Here is a 14,041-nt window from a genome sequence, read left to right on the forward strand (position 1 = left end):
GCTTCGCGGCTAAAGCCGCTCCTACGTTTGTTTCGGGCCAGTCCCTCCTGTGCCAGGCGCGCGCGACCGCCTTGTTTGTACGACGCGATATCGAGGCGTGCGCCAAGGCGTATGCGCGCAAATCCCACAGGTAATTGGCCCGAAACAAATGTAGGAGCGGCTTTAGCCGCGAAGCGCCGCGCGGGCGGCGCTCGATCTCACAGGCGCCAAAAATCGCCCGACAGGCATCAAGCCAACGCCCGGTCCACCAGCACCTGCAAACGCCCGTGCGAACACCGCTCCACCCGCGCCTGCACACCATACACATCAGCCAGCAGCTCCGGCCTCAGCACCTCCTGAGGCGCCCCACAGGCCATCACCCGGCCCTCACGCAACACCACCAGCCAATCGGCATGGCTGGCCGCCAGGTTGATGTCATGCAGCACCGCCACCGCCAGCAACCGGTGTGCCTGCACCCGCTCGCGCACCGCGTCCATCACCCGCAGCTGGTAATGCAGGTCCAGCGCACTGGTCGGCTCGTCCAGCAACAGCACCTGCGGGTTACGCGCCAGCAATTGGGCCAAGGCCACCAACTGCCGTTGCCCGCCCGACAAGCTGTCCAGCGAACGCTCGGCCAGCCCTTCGATACCCAACTGGCGCAACGCCTCGAAGGCACAACCCAGCAGGTCGTCACTACCACTGACCCGCAAGGCCGCAACAATGCTCTCCAGCACCCCCAAGGCAATGCCCGGCGGCAGTTGCTGGGGCATGTAGGCCAGCCGCCGCGAGCGCTCGGCAAACCCCAGCCGCGTCACATCCTGCCCGTCCAGGCTCAAGCCACCGCTCATCCGCTCCAGCCCCGCCAGCGCCCGCAGCAGCGTGGACTTGCCCGCACCGTTGGGCCCGACCAGCGCCACCAGGCTGCCGGCCGGCAGCGCCGGCAAGCTCACTTCATGCAGGATTTGCCGGGCGCCATAGGCCACCGAAACCCCTTCGATCAACAGGCTCACAATCTTCTCCCCCGGCGGAACACCAGCACCACGAACACCGGCACACCCACCAACGCGGTAACGATACCCACCGGCACGATCACCCCCGGCAAGATCGCCTTGCTGACAAGCGACGACAGCGACAGCATCAACGCTCCCACCAGCGCACTGGCTGGCAACAGGAAACGCTGGTCCTCACCCACCAGCAAGCGGGCGATATGCGGCCCGACCAGGCCGACGAAACCGATGGTGCCGACGAACGCCACTGCCGTCGCCGACAGCAGGCTGATACGCAGCAGCGAGGCAAAGCGCAGGCGCCGGGTATCCACGCCAAAGCTGCGCGCGCGGTCTTCGCCCATGCGTAACAATGTCATGGCCGGCGCCGCCCGTAGCGAAAACGGCAACAGCATCGCCAGCACCAGCGCCAGGATGCCGAGCTTGTTCCAGTCGGCCCGAGCCAGGCTGCCCAGGGTCCAGAACACCAGTTGCTGCAGCACATCCTCGGTGGCTAGCAACTGCAGCAACGAGACCAGTGCGTTGCAGCTGAACACCAGGGCAATGCCAAACAGCACCAGGCTTTCCACCCCCGCGCCGCGCAAGCGCGACATGGCCTGCAACAGCACCACCGACAGGCAGGCGAAGACAAATGCCATTACCGTCACCTGCGCACTTGGTGCCAGCCAGGCAATGCCCAGCGGATAGGCAATAGCCAGTGATGCGCCCAATGCTGCGGACGAAGACACACCCAAGGTGAAAGGGCTGGCCAGCGGGTTGTCGAGGATCGCCTGCATCTCGGCACCTGCCAGCGCCAAGGCCGCCCCTACCAGCACGGCCATCAACGAGTACGGCAGGCGCACGTTCCAGATGATTACCCGCTCGGTGGCGCTCAACGTAGCTGGGTCGAAGATGCCATGCAGCAACTGCCCCAGGCTCATGCCCGAAGCACCGCTGGCCAGGTCGCCGAGCACCGAAAACAGCAACAGCAAGGCCAGCCCCGCCACCAGCGCAGTGCGCCGCCACAACAGCCGACGGTAATGCCAGGCCGCCTGCGCGGCGCCTGGCAATGCCTGCGCGGTCACTGGGCGTTGACCCAGTACTGGCCGGCCAGGCCTACTTTCAACATCTGGTTGATTTCGCCCATGGTCACCTGCGGGTCGACATCCTTGAAGCGCTCCGGGTGCACCCAGCGGGCAATGGCCTCGACCGCAAGGATGTTGAACGGCGAGTTGTAGAAGTCATGCCACAGGCCATGTGCCTGGCCGGCCTGGATCGGCCGCAGCGGGGCGAACTCGGGGCGGGCGGTGATCTGCGCCAGGCTCTGCCGTGCGGTATCGGTGGATACACCGGCGCCCAGCAACACGCCCGGGGCACGGTTGCCGGTGGCGATGTACACATCCGGGTCAGCCTTCAGCACGTATTCGACGCTGACATCGCCGAGCGCACCGGGCACCACATCGGCACCGATGTTATGCCCACCCACGGCCTCGACCACACTGCCCAGGCCGCTTTTGCCAGTAGTGTGCCCCGGGGCCTGCCACACGCCAGCCAACAGTTCGAGGAACACCTTGGGCCGTTCGCGCTCTTTCAACCCGGCTACGCCGTCGGTGATGTGCTTGAGGTGGCGGTCGTACAGGCTCAGGTACTCCTGCGCCTGCTGCTCACGCCCGAGCAAGGTACCCAGCGCCAGCATACTCACCCGGGTATTGCGGATCGGGTGCACGCGGAAGTCAATGAACAGCACCGGCACCCCGGCTTTCTCCAGCAGGTCGGCCACCGGGCTGTGCTGGGTCGGGCCTTCACCGGCAATGCTGAAGATTGCCAGGTCAGGCTTGAGCGCCAGGATCTGCTCGGCACTGACGCTCTGCTCGGAGGCCTGGCCGATCAGCGGCAGCTTGGCTACCTGCGGGTACAGTTTGGCGTACACCTCATAGGTATGCGGGTCGAGCAGGCGCATGTCGTTCTGCCAGCCGACCACCCGCTGGAACGGGTTGTCACGGTCGAGCAAGGCCAGGGCGAAGAACAACCGGCCCTCGCCCAGCACGATGCGCTGAGGCGCGTGGTCGACCTCAACCTTGCGCCCGAGCACGTCGGTTACTTCTGCAGCACGGGCGGGTTGGGTGAAACCGAGGCAGGTCGCCAGCAGCAGCAAGGCTGGCAGCACACGCTGCCAGGATCGGGGGAGCAGACACATCGGGGCATCCTCTTGAAGAGAATCAATCGCAACAGGGCGGGCATTCTAGCCAGCCGCCCTGTGCTGCCGATGTGCGCGAATGTATTGGCTTGTAGGGTGGCCGTTACATCCAGCCGGCGATGGGTTGCAGAGCAGCCCCAGCCTTTACCAGGTCAGGCAGATCTTGCCGAAATGCCGGTTGCTCTCCTGGTAGCGGAACGCCTCGACGATCTGCTCCAGCTCGAAATGCTTGTCCACCACCGGCCGCAACCCGTTGGCATCAATCGCCCGCACCATCGCCTGCTGCTGCGCACGGCTGCCCACCAGCACACCCTGCAAACGAATCTGCCGCACCAGCGCCTGCACCAGCGGCAACTGCCCGGCCACCCCGGTGAGGATGCCGATCAGCGACACATGCCCGCCAATGCGCGCGGCAATCATCGACTGCTCCAGCGTCGCCGGGCCACCTACTTCGATTACGTGATCAACGCCACGGTTGCCGGTCAGCTCGCGCGCTTTTTCACCCCAGGCCGGGTTGCTCTTGTAGTTGATCAGGTGGTCGGCACCCAGGGCTTTAAGGCGCTCCAGCTTGGCATCGCTGGACGAGGTGGCGATCACCGTGGCGCCAGCCAGCTTGGCGAACTGCAGGGCGAATATCGACACCCCGCCGGTGCCCTGCACCAGTACCGTGTCGCCGGGCTTGAGGTGATCGTCGCTCATCAGCGCACGCCAGGCGGTCAGGCCGGCAGTGGTCAGCGTGGCGGCTTCGGCGTGGCTGAAGCCCTTGGGCGCCAGGGTAAACGCGGTGGCGCGGGCGGTCACCTGTTCACGGGCGTAGCCATCGATGCCGTCACCCGGTACCCGGGCAAAGCCCTCGACATTGGCCTGGCCATCGAGCCAGTCGGGGAAGAACGTGCTGACGACGTTGTCGCCAACCTGGAACTCGCTGACGCCGGCCCCCACAGCGACCACTTCGCCAGCACCATCGGCCATGGGAATGCGCCGCTCGCTCGGGCCCCACATGCCGCTGACCACGGCAAAGTCGTGGTAGTTGAGAGAGCTGGCGTGCAGGCGCACGGTGATCTCGCCGGCCTGGGGTGCAGCGGCCTCGCTGGTGCCGACCTCGACCTTGTCGTAGCCGCCGCCGGGTTGTACGTAGATGGCCTTGCTGGTCATGGGTGGGGTCTCCGTTTCAGAGGAAAGATTGGGGTTCAGCATAGACAGGTCCGGCCTCTTCGCGGCGGTTCGACGCCTCGATGAACCCGCTCCTACACGGTTCGCGCAACATTGTAGGAGCGGGTTTACCCGCGAAGAGGCCCGCCCAGGCAACACAAAGATCAGCCCAGCATCACCTTCAATGCCCGGCAATCCGCCGCATGCCAATCCACCAGCTCAGGCCATGGGTTGTCCGGCAAATTCACCAGCACTGTCCGCGCTCCCGCCGCCCGCCCGCAATCCAGGTCAAAGCGGTAATCGCCCACCATCACCAGCTCACCCGGCGCCACACCCCAGGCACTGGCAATTTTCAACAACCCATCCGGGCTCGGCTTGGGCGCCGCTTCGTCGCGCCCAAGAATGTGTTCCACCGGGAAGCAGTCCGCCAGGCCGATGGCCTCCAGCGTCACATGTGCCAGCTCACGCGCATTGCGGGTCAGAATAGCCAACCGGCAACCGCGTTCGGCCAACTCGCGCACCAGTTCCACCGCCCCGGTGGCCGCCGTGGAGGCAATCGCCAAGTCACGCTCGTGTTCCAGCAACCAGGCATGCTTGGCCGCCGCCTCGTCCGCCGGCAGGGCCGCCAGGTGGGTGAGGATGTCGTGCTCGGCCGGAATGTCCAGCGCCACGCGAATGGCGGCGAAGTCATGCACGGCCACGGTCAGGGTGCCGTCCATGTCGAACACCCAGTTGCGCACCTCGCCCAGGCTCATGCCCAGTCCTTGCGGTGGCGAATCAGGCCTTCCTGGCACGACGACGCTACCAGTTGCCCGGCCTGGTTGAAGATGCTGCCACGGCAGAAGCCGCGGGAATTACCGGCCCAAGGGCTGTCGGTGGCGTACAGCAGCCACTCGTCGGCGCGCAGGTTGCCGTGGAACCACAGCGAATGGTCGAGGCTGGCAATCTGCATGTCGCGCTGCCACACCGACTTGCCATGCGGCAGCAACGAGGTGGTCAACAGGCCGAAGTCCGAGGCGTAGGCCAGCATGTACTTGTGCAGGGCAGGCACATCGCGCAGGTTGCCATCGGCGCGGAACCAGGCGTACTTCACCGGGTCGCCGGGCTTGGGGTTGAACGGGTCACGCTCGGTGACCGGGCGAATCTCGATCGGCTTGGCGCACAGCACCTTGTCGCGAATGCGCTCAGGCAACTGGTCGGCCATGGCACAGGCCAACTCGACCTCGGTGGGCAGGTTCTCCGGGCCAACCACATCAGGCATTTGCGCCTGGTGTTCGAACCCTTCTTCGTCGTACTGGAACGACGCACTGCAGGTGAAGATGGTCTGGCCCTTCTGGATCGCCGTCACCCGCCGGGTGCTGAAACTGCCGCCATCACGCACGCGGTCTACCGAGTACACCACCGGCAGGCTGGCATCGCCCGGGCGCAGGAAGTAACCATGCAGCGAGTGCACATGGCGCGCGTCCTCAACCGTCTGACTGGCGGCCGACAACGACTGCCCCAGCACTTGCCCGCCGTACAGCTGGCGGAAGCCCAGGTCCTGGCTGCGTCCACGGAACAGGTTCTCCTCGATGGACTCGAGGCTCAACAGATCGACCAGGTCGTCCAACACATGACTCATCGGGGCTTCTCCTAGCAAGGCAACACGTCTCTACAGCGCTCTTTATGAAGGCAAATGATACAGGGTTTGTCATTCGCGCCGGGCATGGCCGTGTATTCAGGCGCGCAGGGTGCGCTCCCAATGCGCACGGTCGATGCGGTACAGCACATGGGGGCGCAGCGGATGGCCCTCAGGCAGGCGGGGGTGCTCGAAGCTGCCGGCCAGGTCCTGCTGCATGCCGATGGCCTGCATGACCTTCTGCGACGGCAGGTTGCTCTGGCTAGTGAACGACACCACCTCTTCCAGGCGCAATTGGGCGAAAGCACAACGCAGGCAGGTCCACGCCGCTTCGCTGGCAAAACCCAGGCCCCAATGCCGGCGGGCCAGGCGCCAGCCGATCTCCACCGCTGGCGCGAAATCGGCGTCGAAACCCACGTGCAGCAAGCCGGTCATGCCGATGAACGCGCCACTGTCCTTGCGCTCCAGGGCCCATAAGCCAAAGCCGTATTCGTTGAAGTGCCCGCGCACGCGGCCGATCAGCGCAGCAGCCTCCAGGCGCGTCAGCGGCGCTGGGAAGTACCGCATCACGTGTGGGTCGGCGCACAACGCGGCGAACTCGCGCAGGTCGTCGTCGTGCCATTGGCGCAGCACCAGCCGTGCGCTTTCCAGTTGGAGGATGGGGGTCATCAGGCCTGCTCCGGTTTTACCGCCTTGCAGTTTACAGCGTAGGCGCGGGCGCGGGTTTCACACAGTTGGCATCAGCCAAATGCAATTTTCACACGCCCTTCACCGGCCCCCGACAGGCCACTTAGCAAAATGCCGCCATCTCTGCCGTGCCAGCCACGGCCATGCCAATGGAGCAACGCATGCTATCAAGCAATACCCTGGGGCACCCTGCCATCCACGCCCGACGCAAGCGCCGCCTGAGCCGCAAGGCCCTTGGCGCTGCGCTTGGCCTGTGCATGGTCGTGGCGGCGTTGACCACCTGGCTGGCGACGAGGACGCATATCGTGGACCTTGGCAACGAACAACGACTGAGTGACAGCGGCCTGCTGCAGGACTGGGCCGACGGTGCGGTGATCGTGATGATCCGCCACGCCGAACGCTGCGACAGCGCCCCCGGCCCCTGCCTGGCCGACCCCACCGGCATCACCGTGGCCGGTAGCCAGGCTGCCAGCCGTGTTGGCCAAGGGCTGCACCAGCTGGGCCTGAACAATGCCGATTTGCTCAGCAGCCCGAAACTGCGCACCCGGCAGACTGCACACTTCATTCTTGGCCAGGCAGTGGCCAGTGAGGACTGGCTGGAGAGCTGTGACAACCAGTTCGCCAGCGAAGCGCTCTTGCACAAACGCACAGGGCATAACCTGGTGCTGGTGACCCACAACGGTTGCATCGACCATTTCGCCCGTCAGCAGAACGTAGTGGGGGGCGAGCGTGCAAGCGGCTATGCCAGCGCGCTGTTCGTCTCGGTGGATGGCAGTGGCAAGGCACGCATCCTCGGCCGCCTGAACGAACCTGACTGGCAACGGGTACTGGCCAGCGCCGCCCTGTAGAAGCGGCCTTGTGTCGCGATGGGCCGCAACGCGGCCCCGGCAATCTCGGCTGTAACGCCGAAATCCGGGGGCCGCTTTGCGGCCCATCGCGACACAAGGCCGCTCCTACAGGGATCGCATTCGCGATGGCATCCGCAACCCTGGAACTGGCAAGATCAGCACTGGCCCTGATTGCGACCCCTTCCATGCCGTTGCCGCTGATCTACCACGAAGACTACAGCCCGGAGTTCCCCGCCGAACACCGCTTCCCGATGGACAAGTTCCGCCTGCTGCACGACCACCTGGTCGACAGTGGGCTGACCACCGACCTGGCCCTGCTGCGCCCGGAAATCTGCCCCAACGACATCCTCGCCCTGGCCCACGATCGCGGCTACATCGAGCGCTATATGAACGGCGACCTGTCCCGCGAGGACCAGCGCCGCCTCGGCCTGCCCTGGAGCGAGGCCCTGGCCCGGCGTACCGTGCGCGCAGTGGGTGGCTCGCTGCTGACCGCCGAGATGGCGCTGCAGCACGGCATCGCCTGTCACCTGGCCGGCGGCACCCATCACGCCCATTACGACCACCCCGCCGGCTTCTGCATCTTCAACGACCTGGCCGTGATCAGCCGCTACCTGCTGGAGGCTGGCCGGGTACACCGGGTGCTGATCTTCGACTGCGACGTGCATCAGGGCGACGGCACCGCGCGCATCCTGCACGACACCCCGGAAGCCATCACCGTGTCGCTGCATTGCGAGCAGAACTTCCCGGCGCGCAAGGCGCAAAGCGACTGGGACATCCCCCTGCCCCGCGGCATGGGTGACGCGGCCTACCTGAAAGTGGTGGACGACGCGCTGAATTACCTACTGCCGCTGTACCAGCCCGACCTGGTGCTGTATGACGCCGGCGTCGATGTGCACAAGGACGATGCCCTGGGCTACCTGCAACTCACCGATGCCGGCGTTGCCGCCCGTGACGAGGCGGTGCTGCGCCACTGCCTGGGCCGTGATATCCCGGTGGTGGGCGTGATCGGCGGCGGCTACAGCAAGGACCGCGAAGCCTTGGCCAAGCGCCATGGCATCCTTCACCACAGTGCGGCACGCGTCATCGGTTGTTCACAATGACTGTGGAACCGCTTGTGGATAACCTGCGGGAAAGACGCTGTAGCCCTTTGTACGCAAGGCATGGAGAACACTGATCGTTTTTTGACCAGTGCTTCCATGGGCAGCGCTGCGCTAGAATGCGCTTCTTTTCCACAGCCCGCTGCCGACCATGCCCGATCTGAACCCCGCCTCCTATCCCCTCGCTGTCGTCATCGGTGGCGGCCCCGCCGGCCTGATGGCCGCAGAAGCACTGGCCCAGGCGGGCCTGGTGGTCGAGGTGTTCGATGCCATGCCTTCGGTAGGGCGCAAGTTCCTGCTGGCCGGGGTCGGCGGCATGAACATCACCCACTCCGAGCCTTACCCGGCGTTCGTGGCCCGCTATGCCGAACGCCAGGGCGAAATCGATACCCTGCTGCGTGACTTCGACGCCGACGCCCTGCGCCAATGGATTCACGGGCTTGGCATTGAAACCTTCGTCGGTACCTCTGGCCGGGTGTTCCCGACCGACATGAAAGCCGCACCACTGCTGCGCGCCTGGCTCAAGCGCCTGCGCGACAGCGGCGTAGTTATCCACACCCGCCATCGTTGGTTGGGCTGGAATGCCGAGGGCGCCTTGCGGGTTGCTTATCCACAGGGCGAACGCCTGGTTAACGCTGCCGTCGTGGTACTGGCGTTGGGGGGTGGCAGCTGGGCACGGCTAGGTTCCGACGGCAGTTGGCAGCCGCTGCTGGCCGAACGGGCTGTGGATATCTCACCTTTGCAGCCGAGCAACTGCGGTTTTGAAGTAGCAGGCTGGAGCGCGCTGCTCAAGGACAAGTTCGCCGGTGCGCCACTGAAGAACATCGCCCTGAGCGTGCCTGGCAGCGCACCGCGCAAGGGCGAGTTCATCCTCACCGCGCAGGGCGTGGAAGGCAGCCTGGTGTATGCCTGGTCGGCGCAGGTGCGTGAGGCCATCAACCGCGAAGGCCGTGGAATGTTGTTGCTCGACCTGCTGCCGGACAAGCCTGTGGACAAGATTGCCCAGGCCCTGGCCAAGCCACGGGGCTCGCGTTCCATGGCCAAGCACCTGCACAGCCAGCTGGGGATTGATGGGGTCAAGGCAGCGCTGCTGCGCGAGCTGACTGATCAGGCGACCTTTGCCAACCCTGACGCATTGGCGCAGGCGATCAAGGCGCTGCCGATCATGCTGGTGCGTGCGCGGCCGCTGGATGAAGCGATCAGCAGCGCGGGTGGGGTGCGTTTCGAGGGGCTGGATGAAGGGCTGATGGTCAAGGGCATGCCGGGGGTGTTCTGCGCCGGCGAGATGCTGGACTGGGAGGCGCCGACTGGGGGGTATCTGCTGACGGCGTGTTTTGCCAGTGGGTTGCGCGCCGGGCTGGCGGCTGCAGGATGGCTCAAATCCCAAAGCTGACACCGCTCCCCTGTAGGAGCGGGTTTACCCGCGAACACGGGCGTAGCCCGTGCCATGCACCGCGTCGCCTTCTTCGCGGCGGTTCGACGCCTCGATAAAACCGCTCCTACAGGGTCCGTGTAAGCCGCAACTACGGCTTACGCTTACGCGGCCCACCATTGAAGCTAGGCACCTTGCGCACCGACTTCACTGCCGGCTCTGCATTACCTGCCTCAGTGCTGTCCATCCAGCGCCCCAGCCCCCGCTTGGCGCTGTTCTCTTTCGGCTTCTTGGGCTTCTTCGGCTTCTTGATCACCTGGCCACTGGCATCGGTCATCGGCACCCGGTGATCAGGGATGAAATCCGGTTCTTCATGGCGCGGCAGGGTCTGCCGGGTCAGTACTTCAATCGCCGACAGCAACTGCACTTCATCCGCGCACACCAGCGAAATCGCCTCTCCCTTGTTACCCGCACGCCCGGTACGGCCGATACGGTGCACGTAGTCCTCGGCAACAATCGGCAGGTCGAGGTTGACCACCAGCGGCAAGTCGTCGATATCCAGGCCACGAGCGGCCACGTCGGTCGCCACCAGCACCTGAATCTCGCGGGCCTTGAAGCTGTCCAGCGCGCGCTGGCGGGTGGCTTGCGGGCGGTCACCGTGAATGCCGTCGGCATTTACACCTTCGGCCAGCAAGCGCTCCACCAGCTGGTCGACGCCATTGCGGGTCTTGGCGAACACCAGCACCTGCTTCCAGCGCTGCTTGTGCATCAGGTGGCAGAAAAGGTCTTCCTTGCGCTTTTTATCCACAGGCACCAGCCACTGCTTGACGCTGGCGGCAGTGGCGTTGCGTGGGCTGACTTCAATGCTCAGCGGGTCATTCAGCGCCAGCCCCGCCAGCATGCGGATCTGCTCGGAGAAGGTGGCGGAGAACAGCAACGTCTGGCGCTTGCGTGGCAGCGCGGCGTACACCGACTGCAGCTCTTCGGCAAAGCCCAGGTCGAGCATGCGGTCGGCTTCGTCCAGCACCAGGGTCTGCACCTGATTGAACTTCACCGCGTTCTGCCGGAACAGGTCGAGCAAGCGGCCCGGGGTGGCCACCAGCAGGTCGACGCCACGGCGCAGGCGCATCATCTGCGGGTTGATGCTGACCCCGCCATACACTGCATAAGTGCTCAGCGGCAGGTTCTCGGCATACTCACGCACGTTGTTGTGCACTTGCTCGGCCAACTCGCGGGTGGGCACCAGCACCAAGGCGCGGATCGAGTTGCTGGCCACCTTCTCGCCTTCCAGCGCCAGGCGCTGCAGCACGGGCAAGGCAAAGCCTGCGGTCTTGCCAGTGCCGGTCTGGGCTGCGGCCATCAGGTCGCGGCCGGCCAGCACGGCGGGGATGGCCTTGGCCTGCACCGGGGTCGGGGTGGTGTAGTCCAGCTGCTGCAGGGTACGCAGCAGCGGTTCGATCAGGCCGAGTTTGGCGAAATTCATGGCAATACCGTCAGGGGGTTCAGCGAAGGCGGCAAGTTTACCGCATCGCTAATGCCTACTTGCAGATTTCGCCTTTCAACGGCTGCGTGGGCTGGGGCGCCTTGCGCCACTGCGGCAGGCCAATCAGCACCACTGCACCGATGATCACCGCCATGGCCACGCACTCTTCGGCACCTATCTGTTCACCGGCGAAGACGATACCCAACAGCACCGCCACCGCCGGGTTGACGTAGGCATAGCTGGTGGCGGCTGCCGGGCGCACATGCTTGAGCAGGTACATGTAGGCGCTGAAGGCCAGGATCGAGCCGAAGAACACCAGGTAGGCCAGCGCGCCCCAGCCGGCGGCGGTCGGCAGCTGCGTCATGCGTTCGCCCGACAGCACGCTGCCCAGCAACAGCACCGCACCACCGACCAGCATTTCTGCGGCACTGGCCATCGGCCCCTGAGGCAGCGGCAAGGTCTTGCTCCACACCGAGCCGAACGCCCAGGACGCCGCCGCGAAGATGATCAGCGCCGCGCCAATCGGGCTTGCCTGCAGGTTGGAACCCAGGTTCAACATGCCGATCCCCACCAGCCCAAGGGCAATTCCCGCCCACTCCAGCTTCGAATTGCGGTGCCCGAACAACAAGCCGAACAGCAGGGTAAACAATGGCACCGTCGCCACCGCCAGCGCCGCCACGCCCGAGGCCACGCCAGCATGCTCGGCCACGGTTACGCCACCGTTGCCGCAGCTAAGCAGCAAAAAGCCGATCGCCCCTGCCGCCCGCCACTGCGGCCAAGTCGGCGCCGGCACACCGCGCCAGCGCAAGAAGCCATACAGCAGGCCACCGGCAATCAGGAAGCGCACCCCGGCCATGAGCATGGGTGGCCAGCTCTCGACGCCAATGCGAATGAACAGGTAGGTGGAGCCCCAGACCAGGTACAGGGCCAGAAAGGCACCAATGAGCAGCAAGGGGAAGCGACGGGAGGCAGGCATGGGGAAAACTCGAAATCCGTTTACGGGTGATTCAGTTTAAGGGCCTGACTGGGTAAACATAAGTTACAAAATGGCTCGAAATGAGCGGCACACTTTTGGTGCGTTCGGCTTTGGGGTTGTGTTGCCTGGGAGATCGAGCGCCGCCCGCGCGGCGCTTCGCGGCACAAGGCCGCTCCCACATCTGTTTCGGGCCAGTCAATCCTGTGTGGCCACCGCTGTCCGCCTTGTTTGTTCCCTTCAATATTGAAGGGGACGCCGCTGCTCTTCATCAATCTCCAGCCATTCGCCCAGGGTGCGCGCGCCAAAGGCACAGGAATAATTGGCCCGAAACAGATGTGGGAGCGGCCTTGTGCCGCGAAGCGCCGCGCGGGCGGCGCTCGATCTCCCAGGCGACACAACACCCAAGACAAGCGCTAGGTAGCCATCAACAATACTTCGCCAATGCCTCGCGAACCTTCGCCGCCGGTGTTTTCTGCAACCGGCAAAGCAAATCATGCGAAAGCTGCTGCACCCCATGGTTCTGGCGCAACACGCCAGTCAAGTGTTGCAGCAGGTTTGCCGCCATCTCGGCATCGGCCATGGCCCGGTGCGCAGTACCGGTATCCGGCAACCCGGCCCAGCGGGTCAGGGTACCCAGCTTGTGGTTCGGCGCTGCCGGCAGCAGCCGCCGCGACAACAACAGCGAACAGGCAAAGGACTGGCTGCGGCTACGACCGATACGGCTCAGCTCGTAGTCCCAGAACTTCTGGTCGAAAGCGGCGTTGTGGGCCAGCAGCGGAGTGCCGCCGACAAATTCGGCCACTTCGTTCATCACTTTCTCCACTGGCGGCGCGCTGCGCAGCATGGCGGTGGTGATGCCGGTCAGCCCGGCGACGAACGCGGGCACTGGCACGCCTGCGTTCATCAGGCTCTGGTAGCGCTCGACGATGCGCCCGCCCTCCAGCATCACCACCGCCACCTCGGTGGCGCGGCAGCCGGCGCCGGGGGAGATGCCGGTGGTTTCAAAGTCGATGACAGCGATACGTTCCACGAAAAACCTCAGTGCTTGAGCAACAGCGTACCCTCGATGGGTACATAGCGGGTGGCGGCACGGATCAGCGACAGTGCCGTAAGCCCAGGCACACCATACACCACTGCCTCAGTACCATGGCGCTGGATTACCCGCTCAAGCAGCAGGTCGAAATCACCGTCACCAGAGGCCAGCACCACCTGGTCGACGCGGCTGGCCGCGTCGACCACATCCAGGGTAATGCCCACATCCCAGTCACCTTTGGCCGAGCCATCGCTGCGCTGGATGAACGGCTTGAGGCGCACGTCAAAACCGAGGTTGCGCAAGATCTGCTGGAACTGCTGCTGCTTGCTGTCGCCACGGTCGATGGCATAGGCCACGGCCTCGACGATCTGGCCTTCGCGGCTGACATCAGCCCATAGGGCGGTGTAGTTGAAATGGCAACCGTGGGCCTGGCGCACGGTGTAGTAGAGGTTCTGCACATCGGCGAACAGCGCGATCTTTTTCACCTGGGAACCTCGTGTCTGGGCTGGGAATGCTGGGGGCTGCTCCGCAGCCCTTTCGCGACACAAGGCCGCTCCTACAGGGGATTGCGTACCCATGCAAGAGCGGCCTTGCGTCGCGAAAGGGGCGCAAAGCG

Annotated in this window: 14 protein-coding genes; 3 read left to right on the forward strand and 11 right to left on the reverse strand. The window is 64.9% G+C overall.

Going from position 1 to position 14,041, the window contains the following annotated elements:
- Positions 1-227: 227 nt before the first annotated feature.
- The 7 genes from ACIP1G_RS14770 to ACIP1G_RS14800 all read right to left on the reverse strand — a co-directional run bounded on the left by ACIP1G_RS14770 (position 228) and on the right by ACIP1G_RS14800 (position 6,598).
- The gene (locus ACIP1G_RS14770; protein WP_400738160.1) at positions 228-989 is read right to left on the reverse strand and encodes an ABC transporter ATP-binding protein; all 762 of its coding nucleotides are present in this window, start codon (positions 987-989) and stop codon (positions 228-230) included.
- Entirely contained in the window at positions 986-2,047 is a 1,062-nt protein-coding gene (locus ACIP1G_RS14775) for a FecCD family ABC transporter permease (protein ID WP_400738163.1), read from the reverse strand. The genes ACIP1G_RS14770 and ACIP1G_RS14775 overlap by 4 nt, the downstream gene beginning before the upstream one ends.
- Positions 2,044-3,159, reverse strand: coding sequence for an ABC transporter substrate-binding protein (locus tag ACIP1G_RS14780; protein ID WP_400738165.1), 1,116 nt, complete (start codon positions 3,157-3,159; stop codon positions 2,044-2,046). The genes ACIP1G_RS14775 and ACIP1G_RS14780 overlap by 4 nt, the downstream gene beginning before the upstream one ends.
- A 144-nt stretch (positions 3,160-3,303) precedes the next feature.
- Positions 3,304-4,314 carry an NAD(P)-dependent alcohol dehydrogenase gene (locus tag ACIP1G_RS14785; protein ID WP_400738168.1) on the reverse strand — a complete coding sequence of 337 codons (1,011 nt, stop codon included), beginning with the start codon at positions 4,312-4,314 and terminating at the stop codon, positions 3,304-3,306.
- Between the two features lie 161 nt (positions 4,315-4,475).
- On the reverse strand, positions 4,476-5,066 hold the full coding sequence (locus ACIP1G_RS14790) for an HAD family hydrolase (RefSeq protein ID WP_400738170.1): 591 nt from the start codon (positions 5,064-5,066) through the stop codon (positions 4,476-4,478).
- Entirely contained in the window at positions 5,063-5,932 is an 870-nt protein-coding gene (gene tesB / locus ACIP1G_RS14795; protein ID WP_400738173.1) for an acyl-CoA thioesterase II, read from the reverse strand. Before tesB ends, ACIP1G_RS14790 begins: the two co-directional genes overlap by 4 nt.
- A gap of 96 nt (positions 5,933-6,028) precedes the next feature.
- Positions 6,029-6,598: a GNAT family N-acetyltransferase gene (locus tag ACIP1G_RS14800; protein WP_400738176.1), complete on the reverse strand. Its 570-nt coding sequence runs from the start codon at positions 6,596-6,598 to the stop codon at positions 6,029-6,031.
- A 179-nt stretch (positions 6,599-6,777) separates the two neighbouring features.
- On the opposite strand from ACIP1G_RS14800, the gene ACIP1G_RS14805 reads away from it, so the two are divergent.
- The 3 genes from ACIP1G_RS14805 (at position 6,778) to ACIP1G_RS14815 (ending at position 9,954) form a co-directional block, all read left to right on the forward strand.
- On the forward strand, positions 6,778-7,464 hold the full coding sequence (locus ACIP1G_RS14805; RefSeq protein ID WP_400738178.1) for a histidine phosphatase family protein: 687 nt from the start codon (positions 6,778-6,780) through the stop codon (positions 7,462-7,464).
- A 185-nt stretch (positions 7,465-7,649) separates the two neighbouring features.
- A complete protein-coding gene (locus ACIP1G_RS14810) occupies positions 7,650-8,564 on the forward strand; it encodes a histone deacetylase (RefSeq protein WP_400738441.1) in 915 nt (304 codons plus the stop codon).
- Positions 8,565-8,712: 148 nt separating this feature from the next.
- Entirely contained in the window at positions 8,713-9,954 is a 1,242-nt protein-coding gene (locus ACIP1G_RS14815; RefSeq protein WP_400738181.1) for a TIGR03862 family flavoprotein, read from the forward strand.
- Positions 9,955-10,084: 130 nt separating this feature from the next.
- Here ACIP1G_RS14815 and ACIP1G_RS14820 read toward each other — a convergent pair whose 3' ends face one another.
- From ACIP1G_RS14820 to ACIP1G_RS14835, 4 genes are all read right to left on the reverse strand, one after another.
- On the reverse strand, positions 10,085-11,416 hold the full coding sequence (locus ACIP1G_RS14820) for a DEAD/DEAH box helicase (RefSeq protein WP_400738184.1): 1,332 nt from the start codon (positions 11,414-11,416) through the stop codon (positions 10,085-10,087).
- Positions 11,417-11,471: 55 nt separating this feature from the next.
- On the reverse strand, positions 11,472-12,392 hold the full coding sequence (yedA, locus tag ACIP1G_RS14825; protein ID WP_400738187.1) for a drug/metabolite exporter YedA: 921 nt from the start codon (positions 12,390-12,392) through the stop codon (positions 11,472-11,474).
- Positions 12,393-12,816: 424 nt separating this feature from the next.
- Entirely contained in the window at positions 12,817-13,422 is a 606-nt protein-coding gene (locus ACIP1G_RS14830; protein WP_400738190.1) for a PolC-type DNA polymerase III, read from the reverse strand.
- Between the two features lie 8 nt (positions 13,423-13,430).
- Positions 13,431-13,910 (reverse strand): NYN domain-containing protein, encoded by a 480-nt coding sequence (locus ACIP1G_RS14835; protein WP_400738192.1) that lies wholly within the window; start codon positions 13,908-13,910, stop codon positions 13,431-13,433.
- Between the last annotated feature and the right edge of the window lie 131 nt (positions 13,911-14,041).

It is taken from the genome of Pseudomonas sp. NPDC089392, from assembly GCF_044749595.1.
GTDB lineage: Bacteria > Pseudomonadota > Gammaproteobacteria > Pseudomonadales > Pseudomonadaceae > Aquipseudomonas.